The following is an 18,879-nucleotide window of genomic DNA, read 5'->3' as shown; positions in this document are numbered from 1 at the left end:
CCCACCGCATGGCGGCCCAGAACAGGGCCCGCAGGTGAAGTCCCGTGCGGAGGAAGGAGATCGGCGTAAGGAGGCGGGTGCAAACTTCACGGTCAGCGCCGACGAGCGGCCCCGAGGCGTCCCAGACCCCGCCCCGACAGCCTCACGCTCGGCCCGCCCCCCGGACTCGTCCGCCCGCCTGAGGGTCCTGGTTTTCCCGCCCTGCCCGGCATGCACCCCGACGTGGCCCGTCGTTGCCCCGGACCACAGGACCCGCGCCCCGCCGCGGCAGCGCGTGCGGGGCTCGGTCCGCGTGGAGTCAGCTGGGGCGCACGGCCATCTTGTCGAGCGCCTCGAGCAGGCCCGGCAGCTCCGGTCCGCGGCCGACCGGCAGTACCTCGCCGGGCTCGGCGTCGAGCAGCACGAACGCGATGTCGTCGGTCCTGGCGACGAGCGACCAGCCCGGACCGTCGGCACGCAGGGTCCGCGCGTCGCCCGGGGCGAAGGACGACCGGACGCGGCCGAGAGGCGGTGGTGAGTCCACGTACGCGCGCGCCTCGGCGAGCACCCGCCGGACCCCGCCGTGCCCCGGCTGCCCCTCTTCCTTGCCGCCCTGCTCGTCCTGCACGGCCGTCTCGGCCTGAGCCTCCTCCGCGGCGTCCTCCGCGTCCTCGGCAGCCGCGGAGGGCTCGCTCGCGCCGGTGAAGGAGGCGTCGTCGATCTGCTCCCGCCACACCGCCCACTGCAGTGCGATCTCGTCGGCACCCAGGCGCCGCTGGGCCGGCCCCCACCTGCTGGTGTCCGGCGGCGCCAGCGGCGGACCGTCCACGACGTCGGGGCCGGGATCGTGCGGCTCGGGCACGCCGGGAGCCGCCACGGCGACCGCGAGGGGCCAGCCCGGCAGCGCGGCGACGACCGAGCGCTCGTCCGGCGACAGGTCGTACTCCATCCCGCAGTCCCAGGACGCGATCGCGACGGCGACCAGGGAGACGTCGTCGACCACGACGGTCCACCGGGCGCCGTCACCGTCCTGGCCGAGCACCAGGCCGTATCCGTCGGCGAGCGGCGCGAGGCCGAGCGCCGCGCAGGCCTCCGGATAGTCGTCACCCAGCACGCTCGGGAACTTCGCCGGCGTCAGAAGTACCGCCGTCAGCACATAAAGCGCATCGTCCGCGGCGGCGACGGCGTCCTCGTCCGTCCCGGCCATCCCAGCCTCCCCATGGATTCATCCGATCGCGCGCACCCTAGTGCGAGCGGAAGCAGCTTGTCACGACTCACAAGCGCACCCGGAGCTGCAGTTTTCCGGCTGGACGGGGCGAATCGACCGCACCTGACCCGGCGCGTCAGGCCGCCGGAAGCCCCAGAAGCGCGCGGGCCACCGTCCCCGGCGACTCGTCGCGCTCCCGCGCGAGGGCAATGACAGCCCGGCACGCCAGCTCGTTGACCCCGAAAGACAGCGCCTCCGGCGACACCCAGCCCGCTGCCTCCTCGATCCGGTCCTGGTCGTCCTCCGCGCAGGCCGAGACGTACGCGGCGGCGGCCTCGAAAAGATTGTGTGTACGTTTGTCCCGGCCGTTGCTGATGTCCGCGCGAACGGCGTTGAGGAATCTTGCACAGGACTTGCGCACCCTGCCCCACATGCTGACCACCTTCCCCCTGCGTGGTTGCCCTGGTCGATCGTTCATCTTCTGCTGTTCAACGTAGAGTTGGAGTTCCGGCGGCAGAAGGGGGACGCTACGGTGAAGCGCTTCCAGCGGCTCGAACAGATCCGGCGGATGGACCCCTACAAGGACGCTTCCGAGATCTACCGGCTCAGCGCTGCCTACGAGTTCCCGTGGGATTTCACCCGCGCCCTCGAATTGGCCCTGTACCGCACCTACGCCGTACCCAGCATCGGGCGGCTGCTCGCCGAGACGGCGGAGCTCACCCAGCGGACCCAGAAGCGCTACGACGACACCACCCTGCTGCTCGACGCCGTCGTCGAGCACGGCTTCGGCAGCCCGCAGGCCGACACCGCGATCCGCCGGATCAACCAGATGCACCGCAGCTACGACATCGGCAACGACGACATGCGCTACGTGCTGTGCACGTTCGTCGTGATGCCCAAGCGGTGGATCGACGCCTACGGCTGGCGCCGGCTGTCGCGCCACGAGACCGTCGCCGCCGCCGTCCACTACCGCACCCTGGGCCGGCACATGGGCATCCAGGCCGTCCCCGAGTCCTACGAGGAGTTCGAGGCCTGCCTCGACGCCTACGAAGAGGCCCACTTCGACTGGGACGAGGGCGCACGCCGGGTCTCCGACGCCACCCTCGCGCTGATGGCCTCCTGGTACCCGCGCCCGCTCGCCCCCCTCCTGCGCACCTCGACCCTCGCCCTGCTCGACGACCACCTCCTGAGCGCCTTCCGCTACCCGCCCCCGAACGCTGTCACCCGCGCACTCGTACGCCGCGCGGTCCGCGCGCGCGGACGCGTCGTGCGCCTCCTTCCGCCGCGGCACGCACCCCACTACGCGCGGCAGAACTGGGAGGTCAAGGGCTACCGCAACGGCTACGAGCTGAACGAACTGGGGACCCGCCCGGTTCCCGGCGTACGTGGATGTCCCGTGCGCCGGGTGAACGGATCAGCCGTCGAGTGAGCGGATCGTGTCGCGCAGCCACGTGAGTTCGGCCCCGGACGCGGCCCGACCGGCCTGCGCCGGAGCACGGCCGCGTGCGCCGCGGCGTCGTCGAGCTGGGTTCCGTGGCGCGCGCCAGGAGGCGCGCCTTCTCCGGGCGCTTGATCGCCGGGTACAGCGTGCGCGACCAGCAGCCGAGCTGGTGGCGCACAGCGTGGGCGGCGCCGTCGCCATCGTGCTCGCTCGCCGGCGGCCCGACCTGGTCTCCCGGCTGGTCCTCACCGGGGCCAACCTCGGCGCCTTCCCGCCGCCCACCGCGGGCAGCAGCGGCATCGCCGCCCATGAGGAGGACGCGTTCGTCGACAGCGCCCACGCGCGCGTGCTGGAGAGTGTCGGCGCCCTGTGGGCGGCGACCATGCGGCTGGCCGACCCGCGCGCCCTGCACCGCTCGGCCATCAGCCTGCGGCGCGGCTCGGAGCCCGTCATGCGCGGCATCCTCGAACAGCTGCTGATCGAGCGCGTCCACCTGCAGGGCGAGCCGAGCGGTGAACTCGCGGGCAGGGAAGCCCTGGAGGCGGCGGGTGTGCGCGTGGTGACCGTGGCCGGGGCGGGGGGCACAACGTCACGTTCGACAACCCCGACGCCTTCGCGGCAGCGGTCGCGGGCCGCCGCTGAGCCGTCAGCCTTCCCGCAGGGCAACTGCCAGGAAACGGGCGTCCTCGTCGACGTAGGAGATCATCCGCCAGCCCGAACCGGCCAGCAGCGGACGGAGGTTGGGCTCCGCGCGCAGGTCGTCCGGAGTGATCCGGCGTCCCTGGCGTGCCGCCAGTGCCGCCCGGCCGATGGGGTGGAACAGCGCCAGCGTGCCGCCGGGGCGGACCACGCGGGCCAACTCCCGCAGATTCTCGGCCGGCTGGGGCAGATGCGCGATGAGCCCGGCGGCGAACACGGCGTCCAGCGCCTCGGACCGCAGCGGCAGTGCGGCGACGTCGGCGAGCAGCAGCTGCCCGTCGCGACCCCTTCCGGCCCGTACGGCGGCCTGGAGCATCGCCGGGGTCAGATCGGCCCCGACGACCACTCCTGAGGGCCCCACGGCGGCGCGCAGCGGCGTCAGGGCCCGCCCGGTGCCGCAGCCCGCGTCGAGCACCCGGTCGCCCTCGCGGAGCCCGAGTTCGGCGACCGCGGCGGCGTAGGCGGGACCGTCGTCGGGGAACCGGCTGTCCCAGTCGGCGGCCCGGGCACCGAAGAATTCCTGGACATGTGTGTGGTCGTCGCTCATGTTCCGCATGATCCCTCACCGACACGGATGACGCTGCGGCGCACATGTTCGAGCGGGGCGCGATCGTTCAGGTACCTCTCTGCGTCATATTCCAACAGGTTTCGAAATGCGCGCCCTTTGCGCGCCCCTGTCAGGACTAGCGTCCCGGGGCCATGGGACACCTGGACCACGCCACCTTCGGCTGGCTGACCCCCGTGCTGTCGTACGTGATGGCCTGCATCGGCGCCGCGTTGGGACTGCGCTGCACGGTCCGTGCGCTGGGAGCGACCGGACGCTCGCGCCGCAACTGGCTCATCACTGCGGCCTCCGCGATCGGCACCGGCATCTGGACGATGCACTTCGTGGCCATGCTCGGCTTCGGCGTCAGCGGCACCGACATCCGCTACGACGTGCCGCTCACCATCGTGAGCCTGCTCGTCGCCATGATTGTCGTCTGTGTCGGCGTCTTCGCCGTCGGCTACAGCCGTGACCGCACCCGGGCGCTCCTCCTCGGCGGACTCACCACCGGGCTCGGCGTCGCGAGCATGCACTACCTGGGCATGGCGGCGGTGCGGCTGCACGGCCACGTCAGCTACGACCCGGCGCTCGTCGCGCTCTCCGTCCTGATCGCCGTCGTCGCGGCGACGGCGGCCCTGTGGGCGGGGCTCAACATCAAGTCGCCCATTGCCGTCACGATCGCCTCGCTGATCATGGGGGCCGCGGTGAGCAGCATGCACTACACCGCGATGTTCGCGGTGAGCGTCCGCGTCGCACCTTCCGGCCAGGCCCTGCCCGGGGCCACGGCGATGCAGTTCATCTTCCCCCTCGCCGTCGGCCTCGGCTCCTACCTGTTTTTGACCTCGGCCTTCGTTGCGCTGTCGCCGACGACCGGGGAGCGCGAGGCATCTGCCTCGGCCCAGCGGCCGGTCGAGAGCGCCGTCGCCCGCTGACGACGGCCCGGCCCGCCCCCGAACCACTCACTCCCGACCGAGCGAGGAGGCCATGCGTACACCCCGTAGGACCACCAGCCCCGGCGCCGAGCCGCCGCCCCCGCCTGCCGCGCGCGGCCGTCGCGCCCATGCCGGACCGCCCGCCGACGAGGTCCCGGACGAGCCCGAGGGCGCGGTGCCGGGCGACGCACCGGCGCCCGGGGGCCGCTGGCGGATACGGCCGCGCACCGTCCGCGCCAAGATCGTCTGCCTGCTGATGGTCCCGGTCGTCTCGCTGCTGGCCCTGTGGGCGTACGCCACCGTCAGCACCGCCCAGGACGTCTCCCGGCTACGGCAGTTGCAGCGCGTCGACTCCCAGATCCGCACCCCGGTCGCCACGGCGGTCGCCGCACTGCAGGCCGAGCGCTCGGCCGCGGTGCGCTGTGCGACCGCCCCGTCGGCCGGGCGCAGCGGCGACTACAAGAGGCTCGCGGACCGCACCGACCAGGCCGTGGCAAAGCTGCGGCTCGGCGGCGACAACACCGTCGCCGACAGTGAGGAACTGCCCTCCGGAGTGGCCCAGCGGCTCAAGACCTTCGTCGCCGGTACCGAACAGCTGCGTTCCCTGCGCGCCGCCGTGCTCGACCGCCGCGCGGACTGGGACATGACGTACGGGCAGTACACCAAGACCATCAACGGCGCGTTCGCGGTGGGCGGCGCGCTCACCGGCATCCAGGACGCCGACCTCGGCTCCGACGCACGCGTGCTGCTCGAATTCTCCCGCGCGGGCGAGGCCTTGGCCCAGGAGGACTCGGTGCTCTCGGGCGCCCGCCTGGCCGGTGCTCTCAGCGGCGAGCGGCTGCGGCTGTTCACCGGCGCCGTCGACACCCGCCGCACCCTCACCGAGGCCGCCGTCGCCGACCTGAGCGGCCCCGAGCGCACCGCCTGGCGCAATCTCGCCGACGGCAGCGCCTACGCCACCCTGGGCAGCACGGAGGACCGGGTGCTCGCCGCCGCCCCGGGCCGGCGGGCGATCGCCGCGGCACCGGACGCCACCTGGAACACGGCGCACACGCGCGTGCAGGACGGCATGCGGACGATCGAGCAGGGTGCCGGGCGCGGTGTCGCGCACCGCGCCGACCCGTTCACCCGCGGCCTGCTCACCCCGGCCGGCGCCGCGGTGCTCCTCGGCCTGGCCGCGGTGGTCGCGTCGCTGGTCATCTCGGTGCGCATCGGCCGCGGCCTCGTCGTTGAACTGGTCAGCCTGCGCAACAGCGCCCTGGAGATCGCCCGCCGAGGCCTCCCCGAGGCCATGCGGAAGCTGCGCGCCGGCGAGGAGATCGACATCCAGGCCGAGGCCCCGCCGGGACCGCCCGCCGAGGACGAGGCCGGACAGGTCGCCGAGGCCCTGGGCACCGTGCACCGTGCCGCCCTGCGGGCCGCCGTCGAGCGCGCCGAACTCGCCAGCGGCATCTCCGGGGTCTTCGTCAACCTCGCCCGTCGCAGTCAGGTCCTCGTCCACCGCCAACTGAGCCTCCTCGACAGCATGGAACGCCGCTCCGACGACCCGAACGAACTCAGCGACCTCTTCCGGCTCGACCACCTCACCACTCGCATGCGCCGTCACGCCGAGAGCCTGATCATCCTCTCCGGAGCGGCACCCGGCCGGGCCTGGCGCATGCCGGTCTCGCTGACCAACGTGGTGCGCGCGGCCGTGTCCGAAGTCGAGGACTACGCGCGCGTGGAGGTGCGACAGCTGCCCGAGGCCTCCGTCATCGGCTCGGCCGTCGCCGACCTCACGCACCTCCTGGCCGAGATCGTCGAGAACGCGGCCCAGTTCTCGCCGCCCCACACGCGCGTGCGCATCACCGGCGAGCCCGTCGGCAACGGCTATGTCATCGAGGTCGAGGACCGTGGCCTGGGCATGGGCACGGAGACCCTCGCCGAGGCCAACCGCCGCATCGAACAGTCCGAGGCCCTCGACCTCTTCGACAGCGACCGGCTCGGCCTCTTCGTGGTCAGCAGGCTCGCGGCCCGCCACGGCATCAAGGTGCACCTGCGCACCTCCCCCTACGGCGGCACCACCGCGGTCGTCCTGCTGCCCACCGCCCTGCTGCACGGCGGCGCGGCGGAACGTTCCCCCGGCAAGGCCGCCGACACGCAGCGGCCGGCGGAACGCGCATACGCGCGCGTGCCCGGCGCCGCCCCGCACCAGGAGTCCGTCCCGGCAACGGCCGAGCGGCCCGCGCTGGTGGCCCACGCACCGGCCGCGGTGGAGACGTCGTCCGACACCCCACCCCCCGGAGTCACCACCTTGCGTCTGCACCGTCCCGCGGAGGACACCGAAGAGTCCGACGACCTGCCCCGCCGCGTACGTCAGGCAAGTCTCGCCCCCCAACTGCGCGAACAGCGCCCCGAGGAGCCCGCCCGCGCGCCGGCCTCCCCCGGCGACGAGCGGCGCACCCCCGAGATCGTGCGGGATCGCATGGCGGCCTACCGCGACGGCTGGACGCGCGGCGGCGGCAGGCAACCCGGCCGCGGTGTGGGACCGGATCCCGCATCGCGCAGCGACAGCAGCGAAGGAGACCGCGCATGATCCAGGACCCGAGCACGAGGGCCGACCGGCGATCCGGCGAACTCGACTGGCTGCTGGACGACTTGGTGTTGCGCGTGAGGGAAGTACGGCACGCCGTGGTGCTCTCCAACGACGGACTCGCCGTGGGCGCCTCCACCGACCTGCGCCGCGAGGACGCCGAACACCTCGCCGCCGTGGCCTCCGGCTTCCACAGCCTGGCCAAGGGCGCGGGGCGGCACTTCGGCGCCGGCGGTGTGCGCCAGACCATGGTGGAGATGGACGACGGCTTCCTGTTCGTGGCCGCCGCGGGCGACGGCTCCTGCCTCGCCGTACTCACCGCCGTCACCGCCGACATCGGCCTGGTGGCCTACGAGATGGCACGACTGGTCAAGCGTGTCGGCGAGCACCTGTACACGCCGACGCGCGTCGCCGAGCGGCCACCGGCCGCGCGATGAGGCGTGAAGGCGGCGTGCGCACATGAACGCGGACAGCACCGGCGCCCCGCTCGAGCCGGGCAGCCAGTGGTACGACAGCGAGGCCGGACCCCTCGTCCGCCCGTACGCCATGACGGGCGGACGCACCAGGCCCGGCCCCACCGGGGTCCGCTTCGACCTGATCGCGCTGGTCACCCTGGACAAGGGCGCGCCCGGCGTCGACGACGACACCGGGCTCGGGCCGGAACATCGGGCCCTGATCGACCTGTGCCGCACCGAGACCCAGTCGGTCGCGGAACTCGCCGCCGGAGCCGACCTGCCCGTGGGCGTGGTCCGGGTCCTCCTCGGCGACCTGCTGGAACTCGGCTGCGTCACCGTCAGCCGTCCCGTACCGCCCGCGCAGCTTCCTGACGAACGGATTCTGCGCGAGGTGATCGAGGGGCTGCGGGCGTTGTAGATGAACCTTCACCGGCACCGGGTCCCGTACAGCCCCGACTCGTGTACTCATCCGGACATCAAGAGCGAACACCGGCACTCCCGAGAGAAGTGATCGATGGTCTCCGAGCACTCCGATGCGCAGGGCGGCGAGACGGCCGCACTGGCGTTGAAGATTCTGGTCGCTGGCGGATTCGGCGTGGGCAAGACCACCCTGGTGGGCGCGGTCAGCGAGATCAGGCCGCTGCGCACCGAGGAACTGCTCAGCGAGGCCGGCCAGTTGGTGGACGACACCGACGGCGTGGACCAGAAGGTCACCACGACCGTCGCCATGGACTTCGGACGCATCACCATCAGGTCCGGGCTCTCCCTCTACCTTTTCGGCACACCGGGCCAGGACCGCTTCTGGTTCCTGTGGGACGAGCTGTCGCAAGGGGCCCTCGGCGCCGTGGTCCTCGCCGACACCCGGCGCCTGGAGGACTGCTTCCCCGCGGTGGACTACTTCGAGCACCGGCACATCCCGTTCGTAGTGGCCGTCAACTGCTTCACGGGCGCCCGCACTTACGGGGCCCAGGACGTCTCACGCGCCCTCGACCTCGACCGGGGCACGCCGGTGGTGCTGTGCGACGCCCGCGACCGCGACTCGGGGAAGGAGGTGCTGATCCGGCTCGTCGAGTACGCCGGGCGGATGCACACCGCCCGGCTCCTCGACTCGGTCGGCTGACGGATGCCGCGGACGGGCGCCTCGCTCAGCTCGCGACGGCCTTCTCCGCCAGAACCTTGTCGATCGTGACACGGACGAGGAGTTCCCCCGGCACGCCGTTGCGGGCCCCGAACTCCTCGGCACGCTCCTCACCCATGTAGCGCGCCCCGATACGGGCGGCCCACTGTCTGAGCTCGTCGAGGTCTTCCGAAATCCGGGCACGGCCCTGCAGAACCACGTAGTCGAAGGGCGGCCGGTCGTCGTCCACGCACAGGGCGACCCGGCCGTCACGCACGACATTCCGCCCCTTCACGCTCGTGCTCGCGGTGTTGAACACCACGTCGTCCCCGTCGAGAACGAACCAGATCGGGGTCACGTGCGGACTTCCGTCGGCCCGGACGGTCGCCAGCTTTCCGGTGCGGGTGCCGTGCGAGACGAAGTCCCGCCATTCCTTGTCGGTCATCTTCTGCGCCATGCCCCTATCCTCCTTGCCCGCGCAGCGGTCGTGGTGAAGGCTGGCGTGGAGATCCTCCGGCCAGGGGGAGTCGTCACACGGGGAGACCGGATCATGGCGCAGAACCAGGGACTTGGCTGGCTGTTGGACGACCTGACCGAGCGCGTCGAACATGTGCGGCACGCACTGGTCCTGTCCAACGACGGCCTGGTGACGGGAGCGAGTACGGGGCTGCGGCGCGAGGACGCCGAGCATCTCGCCGCCGTGTCGTCCGGACTGCACAGCCTGGCCAAGGGCTCGGGACGCCACTTCGGCGCGGGCAGAGTGCGCCAGACGATGGTCGAGTTCGACGACGCGGTGCTGTTCGTGACCGCCGCCGGCACCAGCAGTTGTCTGTGCGTGCTCAGCGGTGCGGAGGCCGACATCGGCCAGATCGCCTACGAGATGACCCTGCTCGTCAACCGCGTGGGCGAACACCTCGACGTGGAGGCCCGGCAGCCCGAGCGAACCCGGACCACAGAGATCTGACCTGCACGTTTACCCTCTCCCGTGGAGTTATCCACAGGCTCGCCACGAGATCCGCCGAAGCGGCTACGGTTTTTTCCGAGGCCGCGCGAACGGCGCGAGCCACGTACTCCACGGGGGAGACCGGCCATGTCAGGCAACACCGTCACGCAACCGCACACCACCTCCTGCACGCCGAGCCGGGCGGCACGCGAACTGGGGCTCAGGCGAGGGGAGTTCGACCTCGCCGTGGACCTCGGATACATCCGCACCGTGCCCGACGAAGGGGGCGGGGGCCGACGGGTCACCCGTACCGAGATCGACCGGCTGCGCGCCGAGGACGGCTTTCCGGAGGCCCTGAAGAAACGCGTCGCGACCGTGGGCACGACGGAAGGCGCGAAGCTTCTGCAGGTGACACTCGGCAGGTTCATGCGGCTGGCCCGGCTGGGCGTGGTCAAGCCCGTCACCTTCTACCTCAACCGGTACCGGGCCGTTGTCTGGCTCTATCTGGCCGAAGAGCTACGGCAGTTCGCGGCCGACGAGAACAACGCGCCGCTGCTGAACGGCCGTACGCCCTCCGGTCCGCGAGAGCAGTTGGCGGCCGGGCTGGATCTTCGGCCCCGCAACTGGCGCTCGCGGCACCTCGGATTCCTGCTGCGCCGGGCCGACAGGCATCCGTGGGCGTGCGCGGCGGCCGTGGCCTCCCAGCTCGATGCCGTTCAGGTCGCGGAAATCGTGCAGGATCCCTACGAGCGCGTCCACTTGAACCGGTTCCGGCCCAGGCCGCAGGCGCACGGCGCACCGGGCTCGCCCGCCGCGCACCTGGCCGAGAGCCTCGCCATGGCGCAGGACCCGGACGAGATCGACTGGCTGCGGGCCGATCTCGCCCAGGCAGTGAGCCATGCGCGCGCAGTCCAGCCCGCGCCGCGCCCGACTCCCCGGCCGAGGCCGTCGCAAGCAGGTGAACGGGCCCGACCCGCACCGCCGACGGCCGTGGAACAGAGCCCGCCGGTGCCGTCGACGGCCGAGGAACACAGCCCGCCCGTGGGTGAGGAACCGGGACGCTCACGCGGCCTGTTGGGCTGGCTGCGCCGCAGAACTCCGTGAGCTACAGCGCCCGGAACAGACCTTCCTGGACCACGGACACCAGCAGCCGGCCCTCGACGTCGTAGATCCGCCCGCGGGCCAGTCCCCGGCCGCCCGTCGCGATCGGCGACTCCTGGTCGTAGAGGAACCACTCGTCCGCGCGGAAAGGCCGGTGGAACCACATGGCGTGGTCCAGCGACGCGATGTCGAAGCTCCGCGGGCCCCACAGGGGTTGGACCGGGATGCGGACGGCGTCCAGGAGGGTCATGTCGCTGGCGTAGGTCAGCGCGCAGGTGTGCACGACCGGGTCGTCGCCCAGCGGCCCGACCGCACGCATCCACACGGCGCTGCGCGGCTCGGCGTCCTTCACGTCCTCCGCGGTCCAGCGCAGCCGGTCGACGTAGCGGATGTCGAAGGGCTGACGGCGCGCCATCCGCTCCAGCTGCTCGGGCAGCTCGCCGTGGTGCTCCCGGATCTCCTCGGTGACGGTCGGCAGTGACTCCGGGTCCGGGACCTTGCGGGCCGGCGGCAGCTGGTGCTCGAAGGGTCCTTCCTCAGGCTTGTGAAAGGAGGCGGTGAGATTGAAGATCGTGCGGCCCTGCTGCACGGCGGTGACCCGGCGGGTGGTGAACGACCTGCCGTCCCGCACCCGTTCGACCTGGTACACGATCGGCACGCCCGGCCGGCCCGGGCGCAGGAAGTACGCGTGCAGCGAGTGCACCGGACGCTCGCCGTCCGTGGTGCGGGCGGCGGCGACCAGCGCCTGGCCCGCCACCTGGCCGCCGAAGACCCGCTGCAGGGACTCCTGCGGGCTGCGGCCACGGAAGATGTTGACCTCGATCTGCTCCAGGTCGAGCAGGTCGACCAGTCTCTCGGCCGGGTTCGTCATGCGTGGGATTCTCCTTGGCTCACGACTTGGCTCACAGCTGGCCGACGTCGGTGACGCGGACGACCGCACGGCCCTCGGCGTCGGAGGCCGCAAGGTCGACCTCCGCGCTGATGCCCCAGTCATGATCGCCGTTCGGGTCGGCGAAGGTCTGGCGAACGCGCCACAGGCCGTGCTCCGGCTCCTCCTCGATGAGCAGCAGCTTGGGGCCGCGGGCGTCGGGACCGGTGCCCAGGTCGTCGTACTCGTCCCAGTACTTGTCCATCGCCTCGCCCCAGGCGTCGGCGTCCCAGCCGGAGTCGGCGTCCAACTCGCCCAGCTCCTCGACCTGGTCGAGGGCGGCGAGCTCGACGCGGCGGAACATGGCGTTGCGGACCAGGACCCGGAAGGCGCGGGCATTGGAGGTGACCGGCTTGACCTCGTCGGCCTTCTCCTGGGCCTCCTCGGCGGTCATCTCCTCTGGGTTGGCGAGCTGCTCCCACTCGTCCAGCAGGCTGGAGTCGACCTGGCGGACCATCTCGCCGAGCCACTCGATGAGGTCCTGCAGGTCCTCGGACTTGAGGTCGTCCGGGATGTTGTGGTCAAGGGCCTTGTAGGCGCTGGCGAGGTAGCGCAGCACGATGCCTTCGGTGCGGGCCAGTTCGTAGAAGGACACCAACTCGGTGAAGGACATGGCTCGTTCGTACATGTCGCGGATGACGGACTTCGGCGACAGCGGATGGTCGCCCACCCACGGGTGGCTCTTGCGGTAGGTGTTGTACGCGTGGAAGAGCAGCTCCTCCAGGGGCTTGGGGTAGCTGATGTCCTGGAGGCGCTCCATGCGCTCCTCGTACTCGACGCCGTCCGCCTTCATCGCGGCCACGGCCTCGCCCTTGGCCTTGTTCTGCTGGGCGACGAGGATCTGCCGCGGGTCGTCCAGCGTCGACTCCACGACGGACACCATGTCCAGGGCGTAGGACGGCGAGTCCGGGTCGAGGAGTTCGAACGCGGCGAGTGCGAACGTGGACAGCGGCTGGTTGAGGGCGAAGTCCTGCTGCAGGTCCACGGTGAGGCGGACGATGCGGCCGGTGGCGTCCGGTTCGTCGAGCTTCTCGACGATGCCGCCGTCCAGCAGGGAACGGTAGATGGCGATCGCCCGCCGGATGTGCCGCAGCTGCTGCTTGCGCGGCTCGTGGTTGTCCTCCAGCAGATGCCGCATCGCCTCGAAGGCGTTGCCCGGGCGGGCGATCACCGACAGCAGCATCGTGTGCGTCACCCGGAAGCGGGAGGTCAGCGGCTCCGGATCGGAGGCGATGAGCTTCTCGAAGGTGTTCTCCGTCCACCCGACGAAGCCCTCCGGCGCCTTCTTGCGGACGACCTTGCGGCGCTTCTTCGGGTCGTCGCCCGCCTTGGCGAGCGCCTTCTCGTTCTCCACGACATGCTCGGGGGCCTGGGCGACGACGAAGCCCGCCGTGTCGAAGCCGGCCCGCCCGGCACGGCCGGCGATCTGGTGGAACTCACGGGCGCGCAGTGTGCGCACGCGATTGCCGTCGTACTTGGTCAGGGCCGTGAACAGCACCGTGCGGATGGGCACGTTGACGCCCACGCCGAGCGTGTCCGTACCGCAGATCACCTTCAGCAGGCCGGCCTGCGCGAGCTTCTCCACCAGGCGCCGGTACTTGGGCAGCATGCCGGCGTGGTGGACGCCGATGCCGTGCCGCACGTACCGGGAGAGGTTGCGGCCGAACTTGGTGGTGAAGCGGAAGTTGCCGATCAGCTCGGCGATCTGGTCCTTCTCCTCGCGGGTGCACATGTTGATGCTCATCAGCGCCTGCGCCCGCTCCACGGCCTGCGCCTGCGTGAAGTGCACGATGTAGACCGGAGCCTGCCGGGTCTCCAGCAACTCGGTCAGCGTCTCCGTGAGCGGGGTGAGCCGGTATTCGTAGGAGAGCGGGACCGGGCGGGTCGCGGAGCGGACCACCGACGTGGGGCGGCCGGTGCGCCGGGTGAGGTCCTTCTCGAACATCGAGACGTCGCCGAGCGTGGCGGACATCAGGACGAACTGCGCCTGGGGCAGCTCCAGGATCGGGATCTGCCAGGCCCAGCCTCGGTCCCCCTCCGCGTAGAAGTGGAACTCGTCCATGACGACCTGGCTGACGTCCGCGCCCTTGCCGTCGCGCAGCGCGATCGAGGCGAGCACCTCGGCGGTGCAGCAGATGACGGGCGCGTCCGAGTTGACGGAGGCGTCGCCGGTGAGCATGCCGACGTTCTCGGTGCCGAAGATCTTGCACAGTTCGAAGAACTTCTCCGAGACCAGCGCCTTGATCGGAGCGGTGTAGAAGGTGACCTCGTCCCGGGCCAGGGCGGCGAAGTGGGCACCTGCCGCGATCATGCTCTTGCCGGAGCCGGTGGGTGTCGAAACGATCACGTTCGCACCGGAGACCACCTCGATCAGCGCCTCCTCCTGGTGGGGATAGAGCGTGAGACCCCGCTCCTGGGCCCACGACTCGAAGGCTTCGTAGAGGGCGTCGGGGTCGGCGGTCGGCGGCAGCTGATCGATGAGGGTCACGCACCCATCTTGCCTGGCGTCCTCCCCCATAGGGGAATCGGTTGTCAGCAGGAAGATCACGACCAGTACGCTGTGTCGCCGACGGAGTGTCAGGGCACCCGGTCAACTGGACAGCGGCACAAGAGGAATGGGGCGGGCAACGGCCATGATGGGACCAGCACACTCACTGTCGGGAGCCGCCGCCTGGCTCGGCGTCGGTGCGGCGGCCGCGGCGGCCGGGCACCCGATGCCCTGGCCGGTCATCCTGGTCGGCGCTCTGATCTGCGCCGGAGCCGCGCTCGCCCCGGACCTGGACCACAAGGCGGCCACCATCTCCAGGGCCTTCGGCCCCCTCTCGCGCGGGCTGTGCGAGATCGTCGACAAGCTCTCCTACGCCGTCTACAAGGCGACCAGGAAGCAGGGCGACCCGCGTCGCTCCGGCGGCCACCGCACGCTCACCCACACCTGGCTGTGGGCGGTGCTGATCGGTGCGGGTACGTCGGTCGCCGCCATCACCGGTGGCCGCTGGGCGGTGCTCGCCATCCTCTTCGTCCACGTGGTGCTGGCCATCGAGGGCCTGCTGTGGCGGGCGACCCGGGGTTCCAGCGCCGATGTCCTGGTGTGGCTGCTGGCCGCGACCAGCTCGTGGATCCTCGCCGGTGTCCTGGACAAGCCGGGCAACGGCTCGGACTGGCTGTTCACCCAGCCCGGCCAGGCGTACCTGTGGCTGGGACTGCCGATCGTGCTGGGCGCGATAGTGCACGACATCGGGGACGCGCTGACGGTCTCCGGCTGCCCGATCCTGTGGCCGATCCCGGTGGGCCGCAAGCGCTGGTACCCGATCGGCCCGCCGAAGGCCATGCGGTTCCGGGCCGGCAGCTGGGTCGAGCTCAAGGTGCTGATGCCGGCGTTCATGCTGCTCGGCGGGGTGGGCTGCGCGGCGGCACTGAACTTCATCTGAGGAACCGGGCCTGCAAGCACGCAACCGTGGCCCCATCCCTCGGAACCCCTCGCAGCTCTTGGAGTCAGTCCCTCCACTGCTGCGCGGGGGAGACACCCGGCAGCGGCCTGCCGATCACGGCGAGCGGGATGAAGAAGCAGACCTGGCCGATTGCGATCGTCAGGGTGGCGAGCGCCTTCTCGTCATAGTGCTTGGCCGCCTCGGCGTACAGGTCGTTCGAGACGCGCTCACCGTGCGGGTTCGGGGTGAGGACGGCCTCGACCAGTGCCAGCGCGACCCGCTCGGCATCGGTGAAATAGGGGGCGTCCTGCCAGGTCGCCACACCCGTGATCCGCTCCTCGGACTCGCCGGCCTTGCGCAGGTTGCCGCTGTGCATCACGGTCAGGTAGGTGTTGCCGACCAGCTGGCCGGCGCGCAGCTGCACCAGGCTGATGGTGGTCTGCGGAACCGAGCCGTTGCCGGTGGCCTTGAACAGGGCTCCGGTGACCGGACCGAACTCGGGGACGAGCTTGACGGGGTTGGACAGACGTGGCTGCGTGGTCATGACGTTTCCTTCCGGAATCTTCGGGATGCTTACGTCGGACTGACGGATCCCGAAGGGCGGATGTGACCGCCGGGCGTCATGGATTTCCGCGCGGACTTCAGGTGTCCTTCCCGCCCCCGTAGCGCCGCTCGAACTGGGCGATGCGGCCCTCCGTGTCCACCGTGCGTGCCTTGCCGGTGTAGAACGGGTGGCTCTCGGAGGAGATCTCCACGTCCACGACCGGATAGGTCTGGCCGTCGTCCCACTCGATGGTCTGGTCGCTCGTCGCGGTGGACCGGGTCAGGAAGGCGTAGCCTGCGGCGCGGTCGCGGAAGACGACCTGGTGGTAGTCGGGGTGCTTGTCCTGCTGCATGCGTGCTCCTTGGCTGGTCGGTGGCTGTTCAGCCGGACAGGGCGTCCTCGTCGACGATGTGCATGGCCGCCTCCTCGGCGGAGGCCGCCGCGCCGTCGATGCCCACGTCCCTGGCGACCAGCGCGCTCTCCTCGTCCTCGTGCGCGCCCTCGTCCGGTGCCACGAGACGGCCGGAGCGGAGGGCGCCGACCTCGTTGTCCAGGAGTTCGCCGTCGGTGCCGTCGCAGTCGCCGAGGCCGTCGCCGTCGGGCACCACCGGGTCCGGCACTTCCTCGGCGAGCCGCTGGTCCAGGGTCTCCCCGTGCTGCCGCTCCGCCGCCGTCACATCGGCGCGCTCCACCGCCCATGGTCTGTCCGGAGGGGACCAGCCGCGGTCGAGGGGGTCGTCGACACCGTCGTCGACCAGGGTGTCCTCCGCGTCGAGCAGTCCGGAGTCCTCCTGGATCTCGGATCCGTCGGGCTGGTAGACGTCGTCTCCCCATCCGTCGGCGCTGTTCACGGGTACCTCCAGGTGGTGGGGACGGGCCCGTTTCTCACCGCGTGGGGCGTCGGGCCGCCGTGACGCGGAGCACAGGCTGCGCCCGGGAGGAACCGTCGGTCCCAGGGCGCTCCCCGAGCCGGTGCCGATATCCAGCCTTCCACCCCTTTTCGGGACTGCGCAACGGCACGGCACCAGGAGGTACACCGGGCCGGGGGAACGGCCTGTGGGCCGGGTCCGTGTGCCGCGGTGCGGAGCCGAGGTCAGCTGCGCAGAACGGCCGACGACCAGACGTGGCCGTCGTCCGTGACCAGATCGACTCGGTCGACGGCGCCGGCCGACCCGTAGGCGATCCAGGTGGCTCGGCCGGACGGCGGCATCCACCATTGGCCGGCGTCGCGGGTGGAGCCGTCCTTGAGGAGGAGCCGGCAGGTGTAGTGGGTGCCGGGCCGGCCGGCTGTGATCTGCATGACCATGACCTGCTCGGCGCCGGCGCGGCTCGGTTCCACGCTGCCGACCTTCGCCCCCGAGCCCGTGACCAGCAGGGCTCCGTGGTCGCTCGCGGTCACCTGGACCGGGGCCGACTCATGGTGCAGGAGTGCGGTACCGACCGTGCCCAGGCCCAGTCCGGCCGCGGCTGCCGCGGCGACCAGCAGCGGGGTCCGGTGGCGTCGGCGGGCGGGGGAGGGACGGCGCAGTTCCAGGCGGTCGAGGACCCGGGCGTCGAAGCCGGGCGGGGCCGCGACCGCAGGCGCCGCCGGCAGTACCGCGTCGACGGCCGCCGACAGGTCGTCGTACGCCGTGCGGCAGGTGGCGCAGGCGGTGAGGTGGCGCAGCAGCTGCGCCGGTTCGGCGGGGAGGGTGCCGAGGGCCAGGGCGGCCAGTTCGTCCTCGTCAGGGTGGCGTTCCATTGCGGCTTCCCTCCTTCAGTGCGTCGCGCAGCCTGCGCAGGCCGGTGCGGATACGCGTCTTGGCGGTACCGAGCGGAATGTTCTCGTGCCGGCCCACCTCGGCGGCGGTGCAGCCGCCGAGCACGGCGAGCGCGACCGCCCGGGCCTGCTCGAGTGGCAGGGCCCGCAGCCGGGCCAGGGCGCGCTCGCTCTCCAGGGCGATCAGGGCCAGCCGCTCCGTGCCGGCGGAGTCGTTCTCGGCCCGCAGGGTCGCATCCAGGAGCCGCTCCAGGGTCTCGGCCAGGACAGGAGTGGAGCGCCGCGCACGTACGGCGTCGATGGCGGCATTGCGGGTGATGGTCAGCAGCCAGGTGAGCGCCGAGGCCCGCCGGGGGTCGTAGTTGCCCGCGGCCCGCCAGGCCCGTACGAACACCTCCTGGCTCACGTCCTCGGCGAGGACCGGATCGCGGGTCACCGACAGCGCCAGCCCGTACACCGCGTCCTGGAAGCGGCGGACGAAGGCGACCGCCGCCTGCTCGTCGCCCAGCGCGAAGCCGGCGACGAGCGAGGCGTCGTCGACCCGGTCGGCACGCGAGAACAACTCCACGTTCATGTGTACGTACGGAAGCACCGAAAGGATTGAAGGCAATTAGCCCCAAAACGGAATTCACCCCAATCCACCCGTATCGCTCGCCCGTACAACCTCCGTCAGAAGGGACGGAGAGACCATGAGGCGAAGCAGGATCACCGTGGCAGGGCTCGCACTCGCGGCACTGGCGCTCGCCGGCTGCGGCGGCGGGAGCGGGGGCGGCAGCGCCCACAGCGGCAGCCCGGCGGCGGCAACCATGGACACCTCGGCCATCAAGGCGAGCCACTCGCCGGTGGGCGACATCCTCGTCGACGGCAGCGGGCGCACGCTGTACTTGTTCGCCGAGGACGGCAAGAACACCAACTCGATGAACTGCGACGCCGCGTGCGTCAGGCTGTGGCCGCACATGGAGGGCAAGCCGCGCGCGGGCGCGGGCATCGACGCGGCCCTCCTCGGCCGCACGAAGGGACAGGGAACGGCCCAGGTCACCTACGCCGGACACCCGCTGTACTACTACGCCAAGGACCGGGCGGCCGGCGATCTGAAGGGGCAGGGCATCGACAAGATCTGGTACGTCCTGAACACCAAGGGCGCGCCGATCAAGAAGGCCGTCCCGTCGTCGAACAGCAGCGGCAGCGGTGGTAGCGGTGGTTACGGGTACTGACCCGGTCGGGGACCGC

The 18,879-nt window shown here is 71.4% G+C and carries 21 protein-coding genes and 1 pseudogene; 11 read left to right on the top strand and 11 right to left on the bottom strand.

The features are described from left to right. Window positions 1-298: 298 nt before the first annotated feature. Together ACFY10_RS41820 and ACFY10_RS41815 are read right to left on the bottom strand one after the other, a co-directional pair. Window positions 299-1,186 carry a hypothetical protein gene (locus tag ACFY10_RS41820; protein WP_390670559.1) on the bottom strand — a complete coding sequence of 296 codons (888 nt, stop codon included), beginning with the start codon at window positions 1,184-1,186 and terminating at the stop codon, window positions 299-301. Window positions 1,187-1,322: 136 nt separating this feature from the next. Then, the gene (locus ACFY10_RS41815) at window positions 1,323-1,619 is read right to left on the bottom strand and encodes a hypothetical protein (RefSeq protein WP_390670558.1); all 297 of its coding nucleotides are present in this window, start codon (window positions 1,617-1,619) and stop codon (window positions 1,323-1,325) included. Window positions 1,620-1,718: 99 nt separating this feature from the next. Here ACFY10_RS41815 and ACFY10_RS41810 point away from each other — a divergent pair, with 99 nt between their 5' ends. Continuing rightward, window positions 1,719-2,615 carry an oxygenase MpaB family protein gene (locus ACFY10_RS41810; RefSeq protein WP_390670557.1) on the top strand — a complete coding sequence of 299 codons (897 nt, stop codon included), beginning with the start codon at window positions 1,719-1,721 and terminating at the stop codon, window positions 2,613-2,615. Window positions 2,616-2,622: 7 nt separating this feature from the next. Next, window positions 2,623-3,269 (top strand): annotated as a pseudogene (locus ACFY10_RS41805) (alpha/beta fold hydrolase). Window positions 3,270-3,273: 4 nt separating this feature from the next. Here ACFY10_RS41805 and ACFY10_RS41800 read toward each other — a convergent pair. After that, complete coding sequence (locus ACFY10_RS41800) at window positions 3,274-3,873, bottom strand: class I SAM-dependent methyltransferase (RefSeq protein WP_390670556.1); 600 nt, start codon at window positions 3,871-3,873, stop codon at window positions 3,274-3,276. Window positions 3,874-4,025: 152 nt separating this feature from the next. Between ACFY10_RS41800 and ACFY10_RS41795 the strand changes: the two genes are divergently transcribed. From ACFY10_RS41795 to ACFY10_RS41775, 5 genes are all read left to right on the top strand, one after another. Beyond that, on the top strand, window positions 4,026-4,802 hold the full coding sequence (locus tag ACFY10_RS41795) for an MHYT domain-containing protein (RefSeq protein ID WP_390670555.1): 777 nt from the start codon (window positions 4,026-4,028) through the stop codon (window positions 4,800-4,802). Between the two features lie 52 nt (window positions 4,803-4,854). After that, window positions 4,855-7,377, top strand: coding sequence for a nitrate- and nitrite sensing domain-containing protein (locus ACFY10_RS41790; protein WP_390670554.1), 2,523 nt, complete (start codon window positions 4,855-4,857; stop codon window positions 7,375-7,377). Beyond that, entirely contained in the window at window positions 7,374-7,811 is a 438-nt protein-coding gene (locus ACFY10_RS41785; protein ID WP_390670553.1) for a roadblock/LC7 domain-containing protein, read from the top strand. Before ACFY10_RS41790 ends, ACFY10_RS41785 begins: the two co-directional genes overlap by 4 nt. 22 nt (window positions 7,812-7,833) lie before the next feature. Further along, entirely contained in the window at window positions 7,834-8,247 is a 414-nt protein-coding gene (locus ACFY10_RS41780) for a DUF742 domain-containing protein (RefSeq protein WP_390670552.1), read from the top strand. A gap of 96 nt (window positions 8,248-8,343) precedes the next feature. Then, window positions 8,344-8,949, top strand: coding sequence for an ATP/GTP-binding protein (locus ACFY10_RS41775; RefSeq protein WP_390670551.1), 606 nt, complete (start codon window positions 8,344-8,346; stop codon window positions 8,947-8,949). 25 nt (window positions 8,950-8,974) lie between these two features. Here the strand turns inward: ACFY10_RS41775 and ACFY10_RS41770 are convergent, their stop codons facing one another. Continuing rightward, complete coding sequence (locus ACFY10_RS41770) at window positions 8,975-9,403, bottom strand: PPOX class F420-dependent oxidoreductase (RefSeq protein ID WP_390670550.1); 429 nt, start codon at window positions 9,401-9,403, stop codon at window positions 8,975-8,977. 93 nt (window positions 9,404-9,496) lie between these two features. Between ACFY10_RS41770 and ACFY10_RS41765 the strand changes: the two genes are divergently transcribed. Next, a complete protein-coding gene (locus ACFY10_RS41765) occupies window positions 9,497-9,910 on the top strand; it encodes a roadblock/LC7 domain-containing protein (RefSeq protein ID WP_390670549.1) in 414 nt (137 codons plus the stop codon). Between the two features lie 126 nt (window positions 9,911-10,036). Further along, on the top strand, window positions 10,037-10,993 hold the full coding sequence (locus ACFY10_RS41760; RefSeq protein ID WP_390670548.1) for a DUF6397 family protein: 957 nt from the start codon (window positions 10,037-10,039) through the stop codon (window positions 10,991-10,993). 1 nt (window position 10,994) lies between these two features. On the opposite strand, the gene ACFY10_RS41755 is transcribed toward ACFY10_RS41760, so the two are convergent. Both ACFY10_RS41755 and ACFY10_RS41750 read right to left on the bottom strand, forming a co-directional pair. Continuing rightward, entirely contained in the window at window positions 10,995-11,861 is an 867-nt protein-coding gene (locus ACFY10_RS41755; protein ID WP_390670547.1) for an acyl-CoA thioesterase, read from the bottom strand. Between the two features lie 31 nt (window positions 11,862-11,892). Next, window positions 11,893-14,406, bottom strand: coding sequence for a DUF3516 domain-containing protein (locus tag ACFY10_RS41750; protein ID WP_390670546.1), 2,514 nt, complete (start codon window positions 14,404-14,406; stop codon window positions 11,893-11,895). A gap of 145 nt (window positions 14,407-14,551) precedes the next feature. Between ACFY10_RS41750 and ACFY10_RS41745 the strand changes: the two genes are divergently transcribed. Continuing rightward, window positions 14,552-15,346, top strand: coding sequence for a metal-dependent hydrolase (locus ACFY10_RS41745; protein WP_390670545.1), 795 nt, complete (start codon window positions 14,552-14,554; stop codon window positions 15,344-15,346). A gap of 64 nt (window positions 15,347-15,410) precedes the next feature. Here the strand turns inward: ACFY10_RS41745 and ACFY10_RS41740 are convergent, their stop codons facing one another. The 5 genes from ACFY10_RS41740 to ACFY10_RS41720 all read right to left on the bottom strand — a co-directional run bounded on the left by ACFY10_RS41740 (window position 15,411) and on the right by ACFY10_RS41720 (window position 18,241). Continuing rightward, on the bottom strand, window positions 15,411-15,890 hold the full coding sequence (locus ACFY10_RS41740; protein ID WP_390670544.1) for a carboxymuconolactone decarboxylase family protein: 480 nt from the start codon (window positions 15,888-15,890) through the stop codon (window positions 15,411-15,413). A 97-nt stretch (window positions 15,891-15,987) separates the two neighbouring features. Further along, on the bottom strand, window positions 15,988-16,242 hold the full coding sequence (locus tag ACFY10_RS41735) for a type B 50S ribosomal protein L31 (protein ID WP_390670543.1): 255 nt from the start codon (window positions 16,240-16,242) through the stop codon (window positions 15,988-15,990). Between the two features lie 28 nt (window positions 16,243-16,270). Continuing rightward, the gene (locus ACFY10_RS41730; protein WP_390670542.1) at window positions 16,271-16,741 is read right to left on the bottom strand and encodes a DUF5709 domain-containing protein; all 471 of its coding nucleotides are present in this window, start codon (window positions 16,739-16,741) and stop codon (window positions 16,271-16,273) included. A gap of 242 nt (window positions 16,742-16,983) precedes the next feature. Next, window positions 16,984-17,631 (bottom strand): hypothetical protein, encoded by a 648-nt coding sequence (locus tag ACFY10_RS41725; protein ID WP_390670541.1) that lies wholly within the window; start codon window positions 17,629-17,631, stop codon window positions 16,984-16,986. Then, complete coding sequence (locus ACFY10_RS41720; protein ID WP_390670540.1) at window positions 17,615-18,241, bottom strand: RNA polymerase sigma factor; 627 nt, start codon at window positions 18,239-18,241, stop codon at window positions 17,615-17,617. Before ACFY10_RS41720 ends, ACFY10_RS41725 begins: the two co-directional genes overlap by 17 nt. A gap of 97 nt (window positions 18,242-18,338) precedes the next feature. Between ACFY10_RS41720 and ACFY10_RS41715 the strand changes: the two genes are divergently transcribed. Beyond that, window positions 18,339-18,863, top strand: coding sequence for a hypothetical protein (locus tag ACFY10_RS41715; RefSeq protein WP_390670539.1), 525 nt, complete (start codon window positions 18,339-18,341; stop codon window positions 18,861-18,863). Window positions 18,864-18,879 lie beyond the last annotated feature (16 nt).

Origin of the sequence: Streptomyces sp. NPDC001401 (assembly GCF_042895385.1) — a bacterium.
GTDB lineage: Bacteria > Actinomycetota > Actinomycetes > Streptomycetales > Streptomycetaceae > Streptomyces.
Note: the sequence above shows the minus strand (reverse complement) of the source record. Positions and strands in the feature narration are given on the sequence as shown.

What these genes read in the sequence shown, in the direction of transcription:
- ACFY10_RS41820 (WP_390670559.1), bottom strand. Translation starts at nt 1,186, where the DNA reads ATGGCCGGGACGGACGAGGACGCCGTCGCCGCCGCGGACGATGCGCTT.
- ACFY10_RS41815 (WP_390670558.1), bottom strand. Translation starts at nt 1,619, where the DNA reads ATGTGGGGCAGGGTGCGCAAGTCCTGTGCAAGATTCCTCAACGCCGTT.
- ACFY10_RS41800 (WP_390670556.1), bottom strand. Translation starts at nt 3,873, where the DNA reads ATGAGCGACGACCACACACATGTCCAGGAATTCTTCGGTGCCCGGGCC.
- ACFY10_RS41795 (WP_390670555.1), top strand. Translation starts at nt 4,026, where the DNA reads ATGGGACACCTGGACCACGCCACCTTCGGCTGGCTGACCCCCGTGCTG.
- ACFY10_RS41790 (WP_390670554.1), top strand. Translation starts at nt 4,855, where the DNA reads ATGCGTACACCCCGTAGGACCACCAGCCCCGGCGCCGAGCCGCCGCCC.
- ACFY10_RS41785 (WP_390670553.1), top strand. Translation starts at nt 7,374, where the DNA reads ATGATCCAGGACCCGAGCACGAGGGCCGACCGGCGATCCGGCGAACTC.
- ACFY10_RS41780 (WP_390670552.1), top strand. Translation starts at nt 7,834, where the DNA reads ATGAACGCGGACAGCACCGGCGCCCCGCTCGAGCCGGGCAGCCAGTGG.
- ACFY10_RS41775 (WP_390670551.1), top strand. Translation starts at nt 8,344, where the DNA reads ATGGTCTCCGAGCACTCCGATGCGCAGGGCGGCGAGACGGCCGCACTG.
- ACFY10_RS41770 (WP_390670550.1), bottom strand. Translation starts at nt 9,403, where the DNA reads ATGGCGCAGAAGATGACCGACAAGGAATGGCGGGACTTCGTCTCGCAC.
- ACFY10_RS41765 (WP_390670549.1), top strand. Translation starts at nt 9,497, where the DNA reads ATGGCGCAGAACCAGGGACTTGGCTGGCTGTTGGACGACCTGACCGAG.
- ACFY10_RS41760 (WP_390670548.1), top strand. Translation starts at nt 10,037, where the DNA reads ATGTCAGGCAACACCGTCACGCAACCGCACACCACCTCCTGCACGCCG.
- ACFY10_RS41755 (WP_390670547.1), bottom strand. Translation starts at nt 11,861, where the DNA reads ATGACGAACCCGGCCGAGAGACTGGTCGACCTGCTCGACCTGGAGCAG.
- ACFY10_RS41745 (WP_390670545.1), top strand. Translation starts at nt 14,552, where the DNA reads ATGATGGGACCAGCACACTCACTGTCGGGAGCCGCCGCCTGGCTCGGC.
- ACFY10_RS41740 (WP_390670544.1), bottom strand. Translation starts at nt 15,890, where the DNA reads ATGACCACGCAGCCACGTCTGTCCAACCCCGTCAAGCTCGTCCCCGAG.
- ACFY10_RS41735 (WP_390670543.1), bottom strand. Translation starts at nt 16,242, where the DNA reads ATGCAGCAGGACAAGCACCCCGACTACCACCAGGTCGTCTTCCGCGAC.
- ACFY10_RS41725 (WP_390670541.1), bottom strand. Translation starts at nt 17,631, where the DNA reads ATGGAACGCCACCCTGACGAGGACGAACTGGCCGCCCTGGCCCTCGGC.
- ACFY10_RS41715 (WP_390670539.1), top strand. Translation starts at nt 18,339, where the DNA reads ATGAGGCGAAGCAGGATCACCGTGGCAGGGCTCGCACTCGCGGCACTG.